This window comes from Mycobacterium sp. GA-1285 (assembly GCF_001499905.1).
Lineage (GTDB): Bacteria > Actinomycetota > Actinomycetes > Mycobacteriales > Mycobacteriaceae > Mycobacterium.
Genome location: NZ_LQIS01000023.1, coordinates 110650 through 130827 on the forward strand (window position 1 = coordinate 110650; position 20178 = coordinate 130827).

General features: G+C 67.1%; 18 protein-coding genes. 17 read left to right on the forward strand and 1 reads right to left on the reverse strand.

Going from position 1 to position 20178, the window contains the following annotated elements; genetic code table 11:
* Positions 1-49 precede the first annotated feature (49 nt).
* The 16 genes from glmS to AU193_RS14360 all read left to right on the forward strand — a co-directional run bounded on the left by glmS (position 50) and on the right by AU193_RS14360 (position 18670).
* Complete coding sequence (gene glmS, locus AU193_RS14285; RefSeq protein WP_064423014.1) at positions 50-1918, forward strand: glutamine--fructose-6-phosphate transaminase (isomerizing); 1869 nt, start codon at positions 50-52, stop codon at positions 1916-1918.
* Positions 1919-2023: 105 nt separating this feature from the next.
* Positions 2024-3445 (forward strand): NAD(P)H-hydrate dehydratase, encoded by a 1422-nt coding sequence (locus tag AU193_RS14290; protein ID WP_064423015.1) that lies wholly within the window; start codon positions 2024-2026, stop codon positions 3443-3445.
* Between the two features lie 14 nt (positions 3446-3459).
* Entirely contained in the window at positions 3460-4842 is a 1383-nt protein-coding gene (locus AU193_RS14295; RefSeq protein WP_064423016.1) for a glutamate decarboxylase, read from the forward strand.
* A gap of 44 nt (positions 4843-4886) precedes the next feature.
* Positions 4887-6074 carry an alanine racemase gene (gene alr / locus AU193_RS14300; RefSeq protein ID WP_371259210.1) on the forward strand — a complete coding sequence of 396 codons (1188 nt, stop codon included), beginning with the start codon at positions 4887-4889 and terminating at the stop codon, positions 6072-6074.
* A complete protein-coding gene (locus AU193_RS14305) occupies positions 6074-7195 on the forward strand; it encodes an alpha/beta fold hydrolase (RefSeq protein ID WP_064423018.1) in 1122 nt (373 codons plus the stop codon). The genes alr and AU193_RS14305 overlap by 1 nt, the downstream gene beginning before the upstream one ends.
* Positions 7188-7655 carry a tRNA (adenosine(37)-N6)-threonylcarbamoyltransferase complex ATPase subunit type 1 TsaE gene (tsaE, locus tag AU193_RS14310; protein WP_064423019.1) on the forward strand — a complete coding sequence of 156 codons (468 nt, stop codon included), beginning with the start codon at positions 7188-7190 and terminating at the stop codon, positions 7653-7655. The genes AU193_RS14305 and tsaE overlap by 8 nt, the downstream gene beginning before the upstream one ends.
* Positions 7634-8269, forward strand: a complete 636-nt coding sequence (gene tsaB, locus AU193_RS14315; RefSeq protein ID WP_172798305.1) for a tRNA (adenosine(37)-N6)-threonylcarbamoyltransferase complex dimerization subunit type 1 TsaB — start codon at positions 7634-7636, stop codon at positions 8267-8269. The genes tsaE and tsaB overlap by 22 nt, the downstream gene beginning before the upstream one ends.
* The gene (gene rimI, locus AU193_RS14320) at positions 8266-8718 is read left to right on the forward strand and encodes a ribosomal protein S18-alanine N-acetyltransferase (RefSeq protein WP_064423021.1); all 453 of its coding nucleotides are present in this window, start codon (positions 8266-8268) and stop codon (positions 8716-8718) included. Before tsaB ends, rimI begins: the two co-directional genes overlap by 4 nt.
* Complete coding sequence (tsaD, locus tag AU193_RS14325) at positions 8715-9740, forward strand: tRNA (adenosine(37)-N6)-threonylcarbamoyltransferase complex transferase subunit TsaD (RefSeq protein WP_064423022.1); 1026 nt, start codon at positions 8715-8717, stop codon at positions 9738-9740. The genes rimI and tsaD overlap by 4 nt, the downstream gene beginning before the upstream one ends.
* 181 nt (positions 9741-9921) lie before the next feature.
* Positions 9922-10224 carry a co-chaperone GroES gene (gene groES, locus AU193_RS14330; RefSeq protein WP_046754122.1) on the forward strand — a complete coding sequence of 101 codons (303 nt, stop codon included), beginning with the start codon at positions 9922-9924 and terminating at the stop codon, positions 10222-10224.
* 94 nt (positions 10225-10318) lie between these two features.
* Positions 10319-11944: a chaperonin GroEL gene (gene groL, locus AU193_RS14335; RefSeq protein ID WP_064423023.1), complete on the forward strand. Its 1626-nt coding sequence runs from the start codon at positions 10319-10321 to the stop codon at positions 11942-11944.
* Between the two features lie 52 nt (positions 11945-11996).
* Positions 11997-13502 carry an adenylate/guanylate cyclase domain-containing protein gene (locus AU193_RS14340; RefSeq protein ID WP_064423024.1) on the forward strand — a complete coding sequence of 502 codons (1506 nt, stop codon included), beginning with the start codon at positions 11997-11999 and terminating at the stop codon, positions 13500-13502.
* Between the two features lie 257 nt (positions 13503-13759).
* On the forward strand, positions 13760-15160 hold the full coding sequence (locus AU193_RS14345; RefSeq protein ID WP_064423153.1) for a sugar porter family MFS transporter: 1401 nt from the start codon (positions 13760-13762) through the stop codon (positions 15158-15160).
* Between the two features lie 43 nt (positions 15161-15203).
* Positions 15204-16346: an N-acetylglucosamine-6-phosphate deacetylase gene (gene nagA, locus AU193_RS14350; RefSeq protein WP_064423025.1), complete on the forward strand. Its 1143-nt coding sequence runs from the start codon at positions 15204-15206 to the stop codon at positions 16344-16346.
* A 607-nt stretch (positions 16347-16953) separates the two neighbouring features.
* Positions 16954-17295: a hypothetical protein gene (locus AU193_RS14355; RefSeq protein ID WP_064423154.1), complete on the forward strand. Its 342-nt coding sequence runs from the start codon at positions 16954-16956 to the stop codon at positions 17293-17295.
* 319 nt (positions 17296-17614) lie between these two features.
* Entirely contained in the window at positions 17615-18670 is a 1056-nt protein-coding gene (locus tag AU193_RS14360) for a 3-deoxy-7-phosphoheptulonate synthase (protein WP_064423155.1), read from the forward strand.
* A gap of 13 nt (positions 18671-18683) precedes the next feature.
* On the opposite strand, the gene AU193_RS14365 is transcribed toward AU193_RS14360, so the two are convergent.
* A complete protein-coding gene (locus AU193_RS14365) occupies positions 18684-18974 on the reverse strand; it encodes a WhiB family transcriptional regulator (RefSeq protein WP_064400598.1) in 291 nt (96 codons plus the stop codon).
* A 368-nt stretch (positions 18975-19342) separates the two neighbouring features.
* Here AU193_RS14365 and AU193_RS14370 point away from each other — a divergent pair, with 368 nt between their 5' ends.
* A complete protein-coding gene (locus AU193_RS14370) occupies positions 19343-20125 on the forward strand; it encodes a lipopolysaccharide assembly protein LapB (protein WP_064423026.1) in 783 nt (260 codons plus the stop codon).
* Positions 20126-20178 lie beyond the last annotated feature (53 nt).

The window sequence follows — 20178 nt, forward strand, 5'->3', positions numbered from 1 at the left end:
ACGGTAGCCCACGGGGTTGCAGGCGGTTCTTGCACTACCCTGAATGCCTATGTGCGGAATCGTCGGCTACGTCGGGCAGCGTCCTGCCTGCGACATCGTCGTCGACGCGCTGCGCCGGATGGAGTACCGAGGCTACGACTCGTCGGGCGTCGCTCTGCTCGACGGACACGGCGGGCTCACCGTCCGCCGCCGGGCCGGGCGGTTGGCCAATCTGGAAGCCGCGCTGGCCGACACCGACGCGTCGAGCCTCGCGGGTAATACCGGGCTGGGACACACCCGATGGGCGACCCACGGCAGGCCCACCGACCGCAACGCCCATCCGCACCGCGACGCCGCGGGCAAGATCGCCGTCGTCCACAACGGGATCATCGAGAACTACGCCGCGTTGCGGGCCGAACTGGAGAAGACCGGCGTGGAGTTCGCCAGCGACACCGATACCGAGGTCGCGGTGCACCTGGTCTCCTGGCAGTTCCACCACGGACCGACCGCGGGAGATTTCCCCGCGTCCGTGCTCGCGGTGCTGCGGCGCCTCGAAGGGCACTTCACGCTGGTGTTCGCAAACGCCGACGACCCGGGCACGATCGTCGCGGCGCGGCGCTCCACGCCCCTGGTGGTCGGCGTCGGTGACGGCGAGATGTTCGTCGGTTCGGACGTGGCCGCGTTCATCGAGCACACCCGCGACGCGGTGGAGCTCGGCCAGGACCAGGCGGTGGTCGTGACGGCCGACGGGTACCGCATCACCGACTTCGACGGCGTGGACGACGGCGCGAGCGCGCGGTCGTTCCATATCGACTGGGACATGTCGGCGGCCGAAAAGGGCGGTTACGAGTACTTCATGCTCAAGGAGATCGCCGAGCAGCCGGCCGCGGTCTCCGACACGCTGCTGGGCCACTTCGTCGACAACCGCATCGTGCTCGACGAGCAGCGGTTGTCCGATCAAGAGCTCCGGGAGGTCGACAAGGTTTTCGTGGTCGCCTGCGGCACCGCCTATCACTCCGGGCTGCTGGCCAAGTACGCGATCGAGCACTGGACGAGGCTGCCGGTCGAGGCGGAGCTCGCCAGCGAATTCCGTTACCGCGACCCGGTTCTGGACAGCCACACCCTGGTGGTGGCGATTTCGCAGTCCGGCGAGACCGCCGACACCCTGGAGGCCGTGCGGCACGCCAAGGAGCAGAAGGCCAAGGTGCTGGCCATCTGCAATACCAACGGCAGCCAGATTCCCCGCGAATGCGACGCGGTGCTCTACACCCGCGCAGGACCCGAGATCGGGGTGGCGTCGACGAAGACGTTCCTCGCCCAGATCGCGGCCAATTACCTTGTCGGGCTTGCGCTCGCGCAGGCACGCGGCACCAAATACCCCGACGAAGTCGAGCGCGAGTACCGCGAGCTGGAGGCCATGCCCGAGCTGGTCGCCCGGGTGCTGGAAACCGTCGAACCGGTCAAGGCGTTGGCGCACCGCTTCGCCCGGTCGCAGACGGTGCTGTTCCTCGGCAGGCATGTCGGTTACCCGGTCGCGCTCGAAGGCGCGCTCAAGCTCAAGGAGCTCGCCTACATGCACGCCGAGGGCTTCGCGGCGGGCGAGCTCAAACACGGTCCGATCGCACTGATCGAGGACGATCTGCCGGTGATCGTCGTGATGCCGTCGCCGAAGAACTCGCCGATGCTGCACGCCAAGCTGCTGTCGAACATCCGCGAAATCCAGGCGCGCGGCGCGGTCACCATCGTGATCGCCGAGGAGGGCGATGACACCGTCCGCCCCTTCGCCGATCACCTCATCGAGATCCCTGCGGTGTCAACGCTTTTCCAGCCGCTGCTGTCGACGATCCCGCTGCAGGTGTTCGCCGCGGGCGTCGCGCAGGCTCGCGGTTACGACGTCGACAAGCCCCGCAACCTCGCCAAGTCCGTCACCGTCGAATAATTTCTGCCGTCGAATCTGAAGTTCTGCACGACTTTTCGCCGGTTTGACATGGATATCTTCAGTTTCGGCGTCTCGTAGCCGAGCAACGACGTAACGTGGGCAGCGATGCGGCACTACTACACCGCGGACCAGATCCGCGAGGCTGAAGCGCCGCTGTTGGCGTCCCTGCCCGATGGTGCCCTGATGCGCCGCGCCGCCAACGGTCTTGCCGTCATCATCGCCCGGGAACTGCTGCTGCGCACCGGCGGGATTTTCGGTCGCAGGGTCTGCGCCGTGGTCGGCTCGGGTGACAACGGCGGCGACGCGCTGTGGGCCGCGACGTTCCTGCGCCGACGCGGCGCCGGGGTCGCGGCCATCCTGCTCAACCCGGAACGCACCCACCGCAGGGCGCTCGCGGCGTTCACCGCTTCGGGTGGGCGCATCGTCGGATCGATCCCGGCGGACACCGACCTCGTGATCGACGGCGTGGTGGGGATTTCCGGCTCCGGGCCGCTTCGGCCGAATGCCGCCGAGGTGTTCGCCGCCGTCGACGAGGCGGGCCTGCCGGTGGTGGCCGTCGACATCCCCAGCGGCGTCGACGTGCAGACCGGCGCTACCGGGGGCCCGCACGTGCACGCCGCGTTGACGGTGACGTTCGGCGGTCTCAAACCCGTTCACGCACTGGGAGAATGCGGCCGCGTCGAACTGGTCGACATCGGTTTGCAGTTGCCGCCGTCCGACATGGTCTCGTTCGACGCCGCCGACGTGGCCGCTCGCTGGCCGGCGCCCGGACCCAAGGACGACAAGTACACCCAGGGGGTCACCGGCGTCCTCGCCGGCTCGGCTACGTACCCGGGCGCCGCGGTGCTGTGCACCGGTGCGGGGGTCGCGGCGACCTCGGGCATGGTCCGGTACGCCGGAACCGCCGGACAGCAGGTTCTCTCGCAGTGGCCGGAGGTGATCGCCGCGCCGAGCGCGAGCGCGTCGGGACGGGTTCAGGCCTGGGCCGTGGGACCCGGCCTCGGTACCGACGACACCGGCGCGGCGGCCCTGTGGTTCGCGTTGGACAGCGGACTGCCTGCGGTCGTCGACGCCGACGCGTTGACGATCGTGGCCGCCCACCCCGACCTCGTGGACGGTCGCCAGGCGCCGACGGTGTTGACGCCGCACGCCGGCGAGTTCGCCCGGCTGGCCGGTTCGCCGCCCGGCGACGATCGTGTCGGTGCAACGCGCAGGCTGGCCGACCGGCTGGGCGTCACCGTGCTGCTGAAGGGCAACGTGACGGTCATCGCCGAACCCAGCGGCCCGGTGTACCTCAATCCCGCGGGTCAATCCTGGGCTGCCACAGCGGGATCCGGCGATGTGCTGACCGGCGTCATCGGCGCGCTGCTTGCCGCGGGCCTGCCCGCCGGTGAGGCGGCCGCCGCGGCGGCGTTCGTCCACGCCCGGGCCGCAAACCTGGCGGCCTCCGACCCAGGGCCGCGTCCGGCTCCGACTTCGGCGTCCCGCATCCTCGCGCACGTCCGAACCGCTATCGCCAGCCTGTAACGAGAGGAAACCGCATGTCGCCCACGCATTCTCACGCGCCGCAGGTCGCCCCCGCCTACACCGGACGGCTGGCGATGGCGCCGGTGCCGTCGCTTCGGATGCCCGACGATGCGATGGATCCCGATGCCGCATACCGGTTCATCCACGACGAACTGATGCTCGACGGCAGTTCGCGGCTGAATCTGGCCACGTTCGTCACGACGTGGATGGACCCGCAGGCCGAACGGCTGATGGCCGAGACGTTCGACAAGAACATGATCGACAAGGACGAGTACCCGGCGACCGCCGCGATCGAGCAGCGGTGTGTGTGCATGGTGGCCGACCTGTTCCACGCCGAGGGACTGCGCGACGACGACCCGTCGAGCGCGATCGGCGTCTCGACGATCGGATCCAGCGAGGCGGTGATGCTGGCCGGGCTGGCGATGAAGTGGCGGTGGCGCGACCGCGTCGGCGAGAAGTGGAAGGGGCGCACGCCGAACCTGGTGATGGGCGCCAACGTTCAGGTGGTGTGGGAGAAGTTCTGTCGCTACTTCGATGTCGAGGCGCGCTACCTGCCGATGGCCGAGGGCCGCTACGTGATCACGCCCGAACAGGTGCTCGAGAACATCGACGAGGACACCATCGGCGTGGTGGCCATCCTCGGCACCACCTACACCGGGGAACTGGAACCCATCGGTGAGATCTGCGCCGCCCTCGACAAGCTCGCGACCGACGGCGGCCCGGACGTTCCTGTCCACGTCGATGCGGCCAGTGGTGGTTTCGTGGTGCCGTTCCTTCATCCGGACCTGGAATGGGACTTTCGGCTTCCTCGCGTGGTGTCCATCAACGTCAGCGGCCACAAGTACGGCCTCACCTATCCCGGAATCGGCTTCGTGGTGTGGCGGAGCTCGGAATACCTGCCCGAGGGACTGGTCTTTCACGTCAACTATCTCGGCGGCGACATGCCGACCTTCACGCTGAACTTCTCCCGACCCGGCAACCAGGTCGTCGGGCAGTACTACAACTTCCTTCGGCTCGGCCGCGAAGGCTATTCGCAAGTGATGCAGAGCCTTTCGCAGACCGCGCGGTGGCTGGGCGACCAACTGCGCGACAGCAGACACTTCGAAGTCGTCGCCGACGGATCGGCGATCCCGGTGGTCAGCTTCAAGCTCGCCGGCGACTTCGGCTACACCGAGTTCGACGTCTCGCAAAGCCTGCGCGCGTTCGGCTGGCAGGTGCCCGCCTACACGATGCCCGAAGGCGCCACCGACGTCACGATGTTGCGCATCGTGGTGCGGGAGGGATTCTCCGCGGACCTGGCCCGTGCGCTCCACGACGACCTGGTCACCGTGCTCACCCAACTCGACGAGCTCAAACCGCGCGGCCACTTCAACCAGTTCCAGCCGTTCGCGCACTGACCGCTCGGACGGCGCGTCGGGGGACTGCTCGTCCGTCTGGGACAATCGGCCGTGGTGAAACGACAATGCACACGACCCAGCTGACGACGCCGACCGCGATAGTGGCCCCCCAGGCGGTGGTCGACCTCGACGCGATCGCCCACAACGTGCGGTTGCTGCGCGACCTCGCGGGCACCGCCCAGGTGATGGTCGTGGTCAAAGCCGACGGATACGGCCACGGCGCCACGCAGGTGAGCCGGGTCGCGCTGGCCGCAGGCGCCACCGAGCTCGGGGTGGCGACGGTCGCCGAGGCCTTGGGGCTGCGCCAGGACGGCATCACCGCCCCGGTGCTGGCCTGGCTGCACCCGCCGGGCACCGACTTCGCGCCCGCGGTGGCCGCCGACGTCCAGATCGCGGTGTCGTCGGTGCGCCAGCTCGACGAATTGCTCGACGCCGTCGCACGGACCGGGCGCAGTGCCTCGGTGACCGTCAAGGTCGACACCGGGCTGAGCCGCAACGGCGTCGGTCGTGCCGACTTCCCGGCGATGATCGCCGCGGTCAAGCGTGCGCAGGACGACGGAGCGATCAGCGTACGGGGACTGATGTCTCACCTCGTGAACGGCGACCGTCCCGACGATCCGCTCAACGACCTGCAGGCGCAGCGGCTCACCCAGATGCGGGCGTATGCGGCCGAACACGGCGTGCAGTTCGAAATCGTGCACCTGAGCAACAGCCCGGCAGCGATGACGCGGCGCGATCTGGCCTTCGACCTGGTGCGGGCCGGTATCGCGGTGTACGGCCAGACCCCGATACCCGAGCGCGGGAACATGGGGCTGCGTCCGGCGATGACCCTCAAATGCCCTGTGGCACTGGTGCGGTCGCTGCAGGCCGGCGACGGTGTGTCCTACGGGCACACCTGGATCGCCGACCGGGACACCACGGTGGCGCTGTTGCCGGTCGGTTACGCCGACGGGGTCTTTCGCACGTTGAGCAACCGCATCGACGTGCTGATCAACGGGCGGCGATGCCGCAACGTCGGCCGGATCTGCATGGATCAATTCGTCGTAGACCTCGGACCGGATGGCGGGGCCGCGGAAGGTGACGACGCCATCCTGTTCGGGCCCGGCACGCACGGTGAGCCGACGACCCAGGAGTGGGCCGACCTGCTCGGCACCATCAACTACGAGGTCGTGACCAGTCCGCGTGGCCGCTTCGTACAGACCTATACCGGAACGATCGACGAGACGCATTGATGAACGCCGGAATTCCGATCCCACGCCGCCGCCGCAACGCGAACGGGCGCTGGCTCGCCGGCGCGGCCGGCCTGACCGCGGTCGGCAGTGCGGCGGGAATGTCGGCCGCGCGCTCGCTGCGGCGTCGCCTCGACACCGTGGACCACTACAAGGACGAGGATTTCGAACTCCTCGACGCCGACCGCAGTTCCGTCGTCACCACACCCGACGGCGTATCGCTGGCAGTCCGTGAGGTCGGCCCGCAAGATGCGCCGTTGACCGTGGTGTTCGCGCACGGATTCTGTCTGCGTATGGGCGCCTTCTACTTTCAGCGTGTCAGGCTGACCGAGCAGTGGGGCCCGCAGGTCCGGATGGTGTTCTACGACCAGCGTGGGCACGGTCAGTCGGACGAGGCTGCCCCCGAGACCTACACGGTGGCCCAACTCGGACAGGATCTGGAAGCCGTGCTGGCAGTGGTGGTCCCGCGCGGTCCGGTGGTGCTGGTCGGGCATTCGATGGGCGGGATGACCGTGCTGTCGCACGCGCGACAGTTCCCGCAGCACTATCCGAAGCGGATCGTCGGCGCCGCCATCATCGCCTCGGCGGCCGAAGGCGTTTCGCGTTCGCCGCTGGGCGAGATCCTGAAGAATCCGGCGCTGGAGGCGGCTCGCTTCGCGGTGCGGTACGCGCCGAAGATGGTGCACCGCACCCGCGGCGCGGCGAAGTCGGTGATCGCGCCGATCCTGCGCGCCGCGTCCTACGGCGACGAGAAGATCAGCCCGAGCGTCGTGGCGTTCTCCGAACGGATGATGCACGACACACCGATCGCGACGCTCGTCGAATTCCTGCACGCGCTCGAGGTGCACAACGAAATCGACGGCCTGACGACGCTGGCCAAGATCCCGACCCTGATCGCCTGCGGCGACCGCGACCTGCTGACCCCGATGGAGTACTCGCAAGCCATGGCCGCGGTTCTTCCGAAGGCGCAACTGGTGATCGTCGGCGGCGCAGGGCATCTCGTGCAACTCGAACAACCCGAGGCCATCAACGAGGCGCTGGTCCGGCTCGTCGAACGCGCGACACCGTCCAAGCTCGTCGCGCTGACGAGAAGGGTTCGCGAGAAGGTCCGCAACAATGGGTGAGCGCGGCGCGGGTACGGCCGAACTGCCGACCGCAGCGGACACCGTCGCGCTCGGCGCCGAGCTCGGTGAGCAGCTGCACGCGGGCGACGTCGTCGTCCTCTCCGGACCGCTCGGCGCGGGAAAGACCGTGCTGGCCAAGGGGATTGCGCAGGCGATGGATGTGGAGGGGCCAGTGATCTCGCCGACTTTCGTGCTGGCCCGCGTGCACCGGGCCCGCCGGTCGGGCGCACCGGCGATGATCCACGTCGACATGTACCGCCTCCTGGACCACCCGTCGGTCGACCTGCTCGCCGAACTCGACTCGCTGGACCTGGACACCGATCTCGACGACGCCGTGGTGGTCGTCGAATGGGGTGAAGGGCTGGCCGAACGGCTCTCCGACAGCCACCTCGACGTGCGGCTCGAGCGTGCCCGCGACACCGAGGTGCGCACCGCGATGTGGGAGTGGAGCAAGGCGTGAACGTGCTGACCATCGACACCGCGACGCCTGCGGTGACGGCGGGCGTGGTGCGCCTCGACGCGGTGGAGGTGCTCGCCGAGCGGGTGACGGTCGACGCGCGGGCTCATGCCGAGCAGCTGACCCCGAACGCGGTGCAGGCGCTGGCCGACGCCGGATTAAGCGTCGACGACCTGGACGCGGTGGTCGTCGGGTGCGGGCCGGGACCGTTCACCGGCCTACGCGTCGGGATGGCGACCGCCGCCGCTTACGGTCACGCGCTCGGCATCCCGGTCCACGGCGTCTGCAGCCTGGATGCCATCGGGGTGGATACCGTCGGCGACGTGCTCGTCGTGACCGACGCGCGTCGCCGTGAGGTCTACTGGGCGCGCTACCGCGACGGATTACGCATCGACGGACCCGCCGTCTGCGCAGCCGCGGACGTCCCCGCCGGCGCCGTCGCCGTCGCGGGTTCGCCCGAGCATGCCGCACTGTTCGACCTACCGCGCCAGGCGCCGGTGTATCCGACCGCTTCGGGGCTGGTGCGCGCGGTGGCGGACTGGGACGCCGTGCCGGCCCCTCTCGTCCCGCTGTACCTGCGCCGGCCCGACGCCAAGCCCTCGGTGGCCCGGCGATGAGCATCGAGTACGGGCCGTTGCAGCCGTCCGATGCGGTCAGATGCGCCGAGTTGGAGGCGCAGCTGTTCGACGGCGACGATCCGTGGCCCGAGCGCGCGTTCCGCGCTGAGCTCGCCGCCAAGCACATCCGCTACGTCGCCGCACGCGATGAGGACAAGCTCGTCGGCTACGCCGGCATCGCCCGCCTGGGCCGAAAGAAGCCTTACGAGTACGAGATTCACACCATCGGCGTCGACCCCGCCTACCAGGGCCAGGGGGTCGGCAAGCGCATGCTCGCCGAACTGCTCGACCATGCCTCGGGCGGCACGGTGTTTCTCGAGGTCCGCACCGACAACGACGCCGCGATCAAGCTGTACGAAAGCTTCGGCTTCACCAATGTCGGGGTGCGTAAACGGTATTACCGGGCCAGCGGCGCCGACGCCTATACGATGCGGCGAGACCCGACATGACGATCATCCTGGCCATCGAGAGCTCCTGCGACGAAACCGGCGTCGGCGTCGCCGAATTGGGTGCCGACGGATCGGTGACCTTGCTCGCCGACGAGGTGGCCTCCAGCGTCGACGAACACGCCCGGTTCGGCGGGGTGGTGCCGGAGATCGCGTCGCGGGCACATCTGGAGGCGCTGGGCCCGACGATGCGCCGCGCGCTGCAGACGGCCGGAGTGGCCAGACCCGACGTCGTCGCCGCGACGATCGGCCCCGGCCTGGCAGGTGCGCTGCTGGTGGGAGTTGCTGCGGCCAAGGCGTATTCGGCCGCGTGGCAGGTGCCGTTCTACGCCGTCAACCACCTGGGTGGGCACCTCGCCGCCGACGTCTATGACCACGGACCGCTGCCGGAGAGCATCGGCCTGCTGGTGTCGGGCGGGCACACCAACCTGCTGCACGTGCGATCGCTGGGCGAGCCCATCGTCGAGCTCGGCAGCACGGTCGACGACGCCGCGGGAGAGGCCTACGACAAGGTGGCGCGGCTGCTGGGCCTGGGCTATCCCGGCGGCAGGGTGCTCGACGAGCTGGCCCGGGAAGGCGACCGGGACGCGATCGTGTTCCCGAGGGGCATGACCGGCCCGCGCGACGATCCGTTCGCGTTCAGCTTCTCGGGGCTCAAGACCGCGGTCGCGAGGTATGTCGAAAGCCACCCGGAGGCGTCGACGGCGGATGTGGCGGCCGGATTTCAGGAGGCGGTTGCCGACGTGCTGACGCTCAAGGCGGTGCGGGCGGCCAAGACGCTGGGGGTCTCGACGCTGCTGATCGCCGGCGGCGTGGCGGCGAACTCGCGGCTGCGCGAGCTGTCCGAGGAGCGGTGCGCCGCCAACGGACTGACGCTGCGGATTCCGCGACCACGCCTGTGCACCGACAACGGCGCGATGATCGCCTCGTTCGCCGCGCACCTGATCGCCGCGGGGGCGGCGCCGTCGCCGCTGGACGCCGCCAGCGATCCGGGCCTTCCCGTCGTGCGGGCCCAAGTGGCCTGATCCTGTCGGGACCCGACCTTGAGTGCTAGCACTCTCGTGTATAGAGTGCTAGGTGGCACGCGGCCAATCCCTGCGCCGGCACCCGCGACGACGGTGCGTGGGCACGGGCGCATGCCGAACACCTGGTAACTGAGAGATCCGGGTACCCGGATCGACACCCGAACTAGTGGAGGGCTCCATCGTGGCGAGCGTGAACATCAAGCCACTCGAGGACAAGATCCTCGTTCAGGCCAACGAGGCCGAGACCACGACCGCATCCGGTCTGGTCATCCCCGACACCGCCAAGGAAAAGCCGCAGGAAGGCACCGTCGTCGCAGTTGGCCCCGGCCGCTGGGATGAGGACGGCGAAAAGCGCATCCCGCTGGACGTCTCCGAGGGCGACACCGTCATCTACAGCAAGTACGGCGGCACCGAGATCAAGTACAACGGCGAGGAGTACCTGATCCTCTCGGCACGCGACGTGCTGGCCGTCGTCAACAAGTAAGCACCCGTGTTCCGCCCCGGGAATCCCCGTCCGCACGGGTGATTTCCGGGGCGGCATGCGTCTCTAGCGAATTGCAGCCAGAAGAAAGACAGCCATGAGCAAGCAGATTGAGTTCAACGAAACTGCGCGCCGCGCAATGGAAGCCGGCGTTGACAAGCTGGCCGACGCGGTGCGGGTGACCCTTGGCCCGCGCGGCAGGAACGTGGTGCTGGCCAAGTCGTGGGGCGGGCCGACCGTCACCAACGACGGTGTGACGATCGCCCGTGAGATCGACCTGGAAGACCCGTTCGAGAACCTCGGGGCGCAGCTTCTCAAGTCGGTCGCCACCAAGACCAACGACGTCGCAGGCGACGGCACCACCACCGCCACCGTGCTGGCCCAGGCACTGGTCAAGGGCGGGCTGCGCAACGTCGCCGCGGGGGCCAACCCGATCGCGCTCGGTTCGGGCATCGCCAAGGCCGCCGATGCGGTGTCGGAGGCTCTGCTGGCCGCGGCCACACCGGTGTCGGACAAGAACGCCATCGCGCAGGTCGCGACGGTCTCGTCTCGCGACGAGAAGGTCGGCGAGCTGGTCGGCGAGGCGATGACCAAGGTCGGCGCCGACGGCGTCGTCTCCGTCGAGGAATCCTCGACGCTGGAGACTTCCCTGGAGATGACCGACGGCGTCGGCTTCGACAAGGGTTATCTCTCGGCGTATTTCGTCACCGACTTCGACGCCCAGGAGGCGGTGCTCGAGGACGCGCTGGTGTTGCTGCACCGGGAGAAGATCAGCTCGCTGCCCGATTTGCTTCCGCTGCTGGAGAAGGTCGCCGAGGCGGGTAAACCGTTGCTGATCGTCGCGGAAGATGTTGAGGGCGAAGCACTCTCGACGCTGGTGGTCAACGCCATCCGTAAGACGTTGAAGGCCGTGGCGGTCAAGGCGCCGTTCTTCGGCGACCGCCGCAAGGCGTTCCTCGAAGACCTCGCCATCGTCACCGGCGGTCAGGTCGTCAACCCGGACGTCGGCCTGGTGCTGCGCGAGGTGGGCCTCGAGGTGCTGGGTACTGCTCGGCGGGTGGTGGTGGACAAGGACAGCACCACGATCGTCGACGGTGGCGGCACCAAGGAGGCCATCGAGGCGCGAAAGGCGCAGCTGCGTTCCGAGATCGAGGTCTCCGATTCCGACTGGGATCGCGAGAAGCTCGAGGAGCGGTTGGCCAAGCTGGCCGGCGGCGTCGCCGTCATCCAGGTGGGTGCCGCCACCGAGACCGATCTGAAGAAGCGCAAAGAAGCCGTGGAGGACGCCGTCGCGGCGGCCAAGGCCGCGGTCGAAGAGGGCGTGATCACCGGCGGCGGCTCCGCGCTGCTCCAGACGCGCGGCGCGCTGGAAAAGTTGCGCGACAGCCTGTCCGGCGACGAGCGCCTCGGTGTCGAGTTGTTCGCAGGCGCGCTCGGTTCCCCGCTGTACTGGATCGCCACCAATGCCGGTCAGGACGGCGCGGTTGTGGTGAGCAAGGTCGCCGATCTGCCTGCGGGACAGGGCTTCAACGCCGCGACGCTCTCCTTCGGTGATCTGGCGGCCGACGGTGTCGTCGATCCGGTGAAGGTCACGCGTTCGGCGGTGCTGAACGCGGCGTCGGTGGCCCGTATGGTGCTGACGACCGAGACCGCAGTCGTCGACAAGCCGGAGGAGCCACAGGACGACGGCCACGGACACGGGCATGGCCATCACCATCACTGAGAAGTAGTTCGAAACACCCCCGGTTACCGAACCGGGGGTGTTTTGTTTCGGCATGGAACGCATCTGGCAATGGGCGTGGAACCGGCACGGCACCAAGTACTCGTGGGCGCTCTACGGAATCAGCATTCCTGTCCTGCTGCCCATCTACCTAGTTTGGTCACTTCTCGTTGTCGCCTACGAGGGGTCCAGTCACTACGTCGAGGCGGCCGCCGTCAGCGCTTTGGCTGTGCCCGTGCTCGTGTACGTGATGGCATTGCCTGGCGTGGGCGGCTGGCGCGCAATACAGCGGTGGGCAGCCGGCCGCGACGTCGATCGGGTAAAGGCACTGGACGCCACCTACAGCTGGGCTCGGGCGACAGTGGCCCGAGCGGTGGTCGCCAATGCTGTATTCGGCGCCTTGCAAGGGGTCGCCGTCGGTGCGATCGCCGGAGCCACGGTTTTCCGGTTAGTCCAGTATTCGATCACGGGTGCCGTCTTCGGCACTCTTGTGCAACTGGTCGCCGTGCATGGATTCGTCGAAGCAGCACTGCGGCCGGCTAGGGTGGCCATCGCCGGTGATACGGGCATAGGAGATGCTCTGCCGCGTCCTCGTCCGACGTTTGCCGCCTGGTCGAACGTGTCGATGGTCGCGGTCGCGTTTGTGTTCGCCGCCGGGGGCGCGTTCCTGGCGAGCGTGCTCGATCGGACGAGAGAGTTGCCCATACTATCCGTCGTGATCGGCTGTGCGTTGGCAGTCGGCTTTGCAGTGCCGATTACCGTAGGTGCCGCGTTTTCCCGCTCCTTGCAACCGATTCGCGATCTCGCCGAGGGAACCAAACGTGTCGCCGCAGGCGACTACAGCCGGCGTCTACCGGTGGTCCAGGACGATGATCTCGGTTCGCTGGCGGCGTCGTTCAACCAAATGCAAGCGGGTTTGGCTGAGCGACAACGACTTCAGTCGGCGTTCGGAACCTACGTCGATCCAGCGCTGGCGGCGCGTCTGCTCGAACAGGGTGACGATGTCTTCACCGGAGAGCGCCGCGAGGTGACGGTGATGTTCGTCGACATCCGCGACTTCACGCCTTTTGCAGAGGCCAACCCCGCCGAGGACGTCGTCGCGCGTCTCAACGCATTGTTCGAGATCGTCGTGCCTGCAGCCGTGGATGCCGGTGGGCACGTCAACAAGTTCCTCGGCGACGGCGCGCTGGCGGTCTTCGGTGCACCCAACGAACTGGCCGATCACGCCGACGCCGCAGTGGGCACCGCTGTGCTGATTCATCGCCTGGTTGCCCAGCGATTTGACGGCACGCTGCGTATCGGTTTCGGCATTAACACCGGTGTTGTGATCGCCGGCACCATCGGTGGGGGTGGCAAGCTGGAGTTCACCTTGATCGGCGACACCGTCAACGTCGCCGCCCGCGTCGAGCAGCTTACGAAAATCACCGGCGACCCAATCCTTCTCACGCATGAGACCGTCGGTGCGCTGAGTTCTCGACCCGTACTCGTCGATCGAGGATCTCACGAGCTGAAAGGTAAGTCAGCCGCGGTACACGTCTTTGGGCTCGACCCTCAACATTGACGCGGCGGCGGCTTACATCTGGAGCCGCCGAGACGGTCTCCCGAAGCTCCCTGGGAGTGCCGGTTCAGTTCGCGAGAGTTACAGCAGGGCTGTCGGTCAACCTCAAATCGCGACCCTGGTGTACCTCTCGCGATGGCAATGATCCGTTGCCCCTCAGGTTCACCTCGAATTACCGCGGCGCGTCTGTCAGTGCCGCTCCTGCCATTTCCTTAGACTTTCTCTTCACCGGCGAAAGGATCAACGTGGGCAACACCGCTATCCGGCGGTCCCCCCGCCTGGGACTGCTGGTGGCCGTCGCGGCGGCCAGTGTCGGCGTCATCTACGGTTACGACCTCTCCAACATCGCCGGTGCGCTTCTGTTCATCACCGACGAGTTCGGGCTGACCACCCGGCAGCAGGAATTGGTGACCACAGCGATAGTCGTCGGCCAGATCGTCGGGGCGGTCGGCGGCGGGATGCTCGCCAACGCCATCGGACGCAAGAAGTCGATGGTGCTCGTCGCCGTCGCGTACGCGGCCTTCGCGCTTCTCAGCGCGTTGTCGGTGTCGGTGGCCATGCTGCTGGTGTCGCGCCTTCTGCTGGGCCTCACCATCGGTGTGTCGGTGGTGGTCGTTCCGGTGTTCGTCGCCGAACTGGCACCGGCGAAGGTCCGCGGTTCGCTGTTGGTCGCCTATCAGGTGGCCACGGTCGTCGGCATCATCATCGGCTACCTGGCGGCGTACTTCCTGGCCGGTTCGGGCAGCTGGCGGTGGATGCTGGGCCTGGCTGCGATACCGGCGGTGCTCGTCACGTTGCTGCTGTTGTGGATGCCGGACACCGCGCGGTGGTACATGCTCAAGGGCCGGGTCGACGAGGCCCGTCAAACGCTGCGCCGGGTCGAGGCGAGCGCCGACGTCGAAGCCGAACTCGCCGAGATCAGCCGCGCGCTCAAGGAGGAGACCGGCGGCGCGGTGCGCGAGATGCTCCGGCGGCCGTACCTTCGCGCCACGGTCTTCGTGGTGGTGCTCGGTTTCTTCATCCAGATCACCGGCATCAACGCGATCGTCTACTACAGCCCCCGACTGTTCGAGGCCATGGGCTTCGAAGGAAACTTCGCACTGCTGATACTTCCAGCGCTGATCCAGGTAGCGGCTCTGGCAGCGGTGTTCGTTTCACTGATGCTGGTCGACCGAGTAGGTCGACGACCGATCCTGCTGGGCGGCATCGCGATGATGATCGCCGCCAACGCCGTGCTCATCGGCGTTTTCGTGGCCGGAACGGAGTTCGGTGGTGCGCTCACCACGATCGGGTTCCTCGGCGTGCTGCTGTTCACGATCGGGTTCACCTTCGGCTTCGGCGCGTTGGTCTGGGTTTACGCCGGTGAGAGCTTTCCCACTCGGCTCCGGTCGATGGGTTCGAGTGCGATGCTCACCTCCGATCTGGTGGCAAATGCCATCATCGCCGCCTTCTTCCTGACGATGCTCAATTCGCTGGGCGGTGGCGGGACGTTTGCGCTGTTCGGTGCCTTCGCGCTGGCCGCGCTGGTATTCGTCTATCGATTCGCGCCGGAAACCAAGGGCCGCCAGCTCGAGGAGATCCGCCACTTCTGGGAAAACGGCGGGCGCTGGCCGGATGAAGCCGGCGGCGCGGCCGAGGATCTCAACGCGTTGAAACAATGACCGCGGACAAGCCGCGCGGCCTGCACAGGTTCGTGGAGATGCGGTGACGCTCATCGCCGCGGGAACCATCGTCCTGGAGGACCGGGTCTGCAAGCCGGGTTGGCTGGCTACCTCCGGGGGCCGAATCATCGACTGCGCGCCCGGCCCGCCACCGCGACCGCCCGACCATGACTTCGCGGATCACGTGGTGGTGCCCGGGTTCGTCGACATGCATGTGCACGGAGGTGGCGGTGCGTCCTACGCCGACGGCATCAGCTCAGAGATCGAACAGGCGGCCGAGTTCCACCTGCGCCACGGCACCACCACGACGGTGGCCAGCCTGGTCACCGCATCACCCGAGGACCTCTTGCGCCAAGTGCGCGTGCTGTCGGAGATGACTCGACAGAAAACCGTCGCAGGCGTGCACCTGGAAGGACCCTGGCTGAGTGCGGTGCGCTGCGGTGCACACGACGCAACGCTGATGCGGGACCCCGACCCAGCCGAGATCGACGCTCTACTCACCGCTGCGGACGGCACTATTCGGATGGTCACCCTGGCGCCCGAGCTGCCGGGCAGTCAAGATGCGATCACCCGCATTGTGGACGCAGATGTGGTCGTCGCCATTGGCCATACAGATGCCGGCTACGACGACGCACGGCGTGCGATCGAATCGGGCGTGACCGTCGGTACCCATGTGTTCAACGCGATGCGGCCACTACACCATCGCGACCCGGGTCCGGCGTTGGCGCTGCTCGAAGACCCGGGGATCACAGTGGAGCTCATTGCCGACGGCGTGCACCTTCATCCCGCGCTCGTGCGGCAGGTCATCGAGACGGTCGGGCCCGGTCGCGTCGCGCTGATCACCGACGCGATGGCGGCAGCCGGACTGCCGGACGGCTCATTTCGAATTGGAGCAGTCGAGGTGGAGGTCACTGACCGCGTCGCGCGGGTGCGCGGGGAGTCGACGATCGCCGGCAGCACGACGACCATGGATCGGCTTTTCCGGACAGCGGTCGGCCAACTCGGCGGCTCGGATGAGGCGCTGGTGAAGGCGGCACGGATGACGGCGACCACCCCGGCCCGCGCGTTGAAGCTCGACCGTGTCGGCAGCCTACGCGTCGGTATGGACGCCAATTGTGTTGTACTAGAAGAGGATCTACGTGTTCAGCAGGTGATGCGCAACGGTTCGTGGCTACCTCACGCCTAGCAGGACGAAGAGCGTAGTCGTCACTCTCGGTTGGATCGCAGCCCTCTTTGTCGGTATCGGAATCATTGCCGGAGCGAGCGAATCGAGGCTCACACTGCGGCCCGCCAGGGCCGCCATCGCCTCGCATACGGATATCGGCGAATCCCTCCCTCTCTCTCGCCCGGCGTTCGCGACGTGGATCAACGTGGCCATGCTTGCGGTGGGATCGGGTGACGCAATTTTGTTGACGCAGCAACCATTCGAGCCTTTGAAGTGTCGCCACCCGGGCTCGACGAGCGGGGGAAGTTTCGAAGTCAGGAGTAAGTCGGCCGCCGTGAAGGTGTATGCACTCAATCTCAATGAGACTGAGTCACAACCGCTTTCGTGAGGAACTCGACGGCGGCTTGTACGGCTCGTCTTCGTCCGCAGCTCAGGGACTCGAGCCCGGACCAATGTCGGCGTGGCCGAGATCGAGCACAATACTTCGCTGAATCGTCAAAATCGCGCCATTTGCCCTGTAGCAGGGTTACGTTCGTCACGCGGGGACATAGCCGCAGCCTGCGGCTGTCGAGCCGGGATGGTCTCAGCGTCGCACCCCGCTCGAGAGAGGGGGACTCCAGTGAAGACGATGATGAAGAAGCTCACGATCAGCATCATGCTGGCAGCTGCCGCCTTGGTCGGATTGGCCGCTGGCCCGGCCACCGCGCAAGACCGCCACGTGGAAATCATCAATGACACGCAACACACGATCGTGCACTTCTACGCGTCGAACATCGGCCGCGACACGTGGGAGGAAGACATCCTCGGCGAGAGCGTGTTACCGGTCGGCCGATCGGTCAACATCAACATCGATGACGGTTCTGGTGCCTGCCTGTATGACTTCAAAGCAGTGTTCGACGACGGTGATGAGTTGGTGCGCAACCGAATTGACGTATGCACTATCGGCACCTACCGCTACACGGAGGGCTGAGTCCGCGAACTCGATGGTCTGCGAGCCACCTGACGAGAGGTCGTAGACCATCGGGTCGACGGATCGCGGAACTGTCAACCGTGGACTCGTCTGCCCCGATTTGGGTGCTGGCGCGACCCCGGTATAACCTGGTCGGCGTGAACATCGCGATGCGCGCCGGCTATTGGCGCTTTATCGAGGCTCCGGGCGGAGCCGATAAAGCGCAGCGCTAAGCACGCATCCACCCGGAGCCCAGGCAGTGACCACCAGGTCGCTGCCTTTCGTCATTCAAGGGCCCGGGTCGAACCGGGCGCCCATGATCCAGAAAGGCACCCGAAACATGAACCCGGCTCAGACCGTCAACCCGCCCGCCACCTCCGACCGGCGGGTCCGCGGTTTCAGCGAGATCCCCAGCCCGCACGAGGTGCTCAGCGAATTCCCGCTGGGTGCCCGGCGCGCCGAGCGGGTGGTGCGTGATCGGGCGGAGATCGCCGACATCCTCGCGGGTCGCGACGACCGACTGCTCGTGGTCGTGGGACCGTGCTCGGTGCATGACCCGTCAGCCGCGCTGGACTACGCCAGCCGGCTGGCCAAGGTGGCCGGCAAACTCAGCGACCGCCTCAAGATCGTGATGCGGGTCTACTTCGAGAAACCGCGTACCACGATCGGGTGGAAGGGCCTGATCAACGACCCGGGCATGGACGGCACCTTCGACGTCGCCCGCGGTCTGCGCATCGCCCGTCACCTGCTGCTCGACATCGTCGACATCGGGTTGCCGGTCGGGTGCGAGTTCCTGGAGCCGACCAGCCCTCAGTACATCGCCGACGCCGTCGCATGGGGTGCGATCGGCGCCCGAACCACCGAATCGCAGGTCCACCGCCAACTGGCGTCCGGGCTGTCGATGCCCGTGGGCTTCAAGAACGGCACCGACGGCAACATCCAGGTCGCCGTCGACGGAGTCAAGGCCGCCGCCGCCCCGCATGTCTTCTTCGGCATGGACGACCTCGGGCGCGGTGCGCTGGTGAACACCGTCGGTAACGAGGACTGCCACGTGATCCTGCGGGGCGGCACCAACGGACCGAACTGCGATGCCGAAGCCATCCAGACGACCGCAGCCAAGCTGACCGCTGTCGGACTGCCCGGGCGCGTCGTAATCGATTGCAGCCACGCCAATTCCGGAAAGGATCACCTCCGCCAGGCACAGGTTGCCGCGGAGGTGGCGCAGCTGGTGCGCGACGGCTTACCGGTCAGCGGGGTGATGCTCGAGAGCTTCCTCGTCGCCGGTGCGCAGGCTCCCGAATCCCGTCCCCTGACCTACGGGCAGTCCGTGACCGACAAGTGCATGGACTGGGCGACAACCGATTCGGTGCTGCACACCCTGGCCGACCGGGGATAGGTGCGCGCGCCTGTCAGGAGGCGCGCCGGATGCCGCGTTTCAGCAACAGTTCGCGCTCGGACTCCGACAGCCCGCCCCAGATGCCGTAGGGCTCACCGACGGCGAGGGCGTGCGCGCGGCACTGAGCGATCACCGGGCACTTGCGGCACATCTCCTTCGCGCGCATCTCGCGCTGGGCGCGGGCGCGGCCGCGCTCCCCATCGGGGTGAAAGAACATGGAGGAATCGACGCCTCGACAAAGACCGGCCATCTGCCAATCCCAGATATCAGCATTGGGCCCAGGCAGCTGCTGCGGTTGTGGCATTGGAAGCCCCTCTCTGCACATCCATTTCGGAAACGAACGGATGAGTGAGTTCAAAACCTGATCGAGCTCAAGTCGCCGATGACCACTCGTCGACACAAAGTATGGGTGCTCACGAAATCTCGTCAATAGCTCGGACATGTGCTTATTGACATAACCGCAGGCCCAGAATTTACCTCACGTTCATCATTGCGACCCACAAGCGACGAGAACGGTGCTAAGCGGACCGAATGCGGCGACCGTGCAACGTATTTTTCCAGTTCGTGTCAATTGTGTGTGCACAGTCAAACTCCGCCCGCTTACACGGAAGTAACATGGCGAGCATCAATTGTTAACCAGCGCCACGCGCCAATTGATACCGTCGCCACTCGATGTCCGCAGAGACCGTTCTGGCAAGAGCCGCATTCGGTGACGATCCCGGCCGTTGGCCGTTGCCTGCGGCGAACACTCCGCACGAGTTGTGGCTGCGGGCCGTCGCGGCGGGCGGGCAGGGCCGCTACGCCAGCGCGCGTGTCGATTTGGCGACGCTGTTCCGCGGCGCCGGTCCCGAGCGCGCGCTGGCCCACAGCACCGAGGCGTCGTTCCTGCGTCAGCTCGGATGGCACAGCCTTGCGCGACGATGGGACGGACGGGCGTTGGCGCTGGCCGGATCGGATACCGAAGCTGCCGCGGATGCCTTGATCGGTCTGGCCGCCGACGCGTTGGGAATCGGCCGGTTCGAGGCCTCGGCGCGCGCGCTGGATCGTGCGGCCGACCTGAGGTCTGATTCCGCGTCGCCGAGGCTGCGGGTGCGGCTGGGATGGGTGTCGGCCGAACTGGCAATGGCGCGCGGCCGCGGCGAAACCGCGGTAGGTCACGCCGAACGCGCCGTCGACGACGCCGCGGCCCTCGGCTCGGTGCGCCACGAGGTGAAATCGTCGGTCGTGCATGCCGCCGCTCTGTGCAGCGCGGGCGATCTCGACGGCGCTCGGTGCGTGGCCGACGCGGCGCTCGACGAAGCTCAGCGCTTCGGAATGGTTCCGCTGCAATGGGCGTTGGCCTGCTTGCTGGCCGACATCGGCAGCGCCGAGTATCCGACGTCCGACATGGTGGCGATCCGCAATCGTTGTGCCGATACAGTGCGTCGGCGGGGCGGCGTGTGGTCGGTGCGGTAACCGGGTCCACTCGGAAGCGACAGATATTGTTTAGCTGACCGGCCTGCCGGATC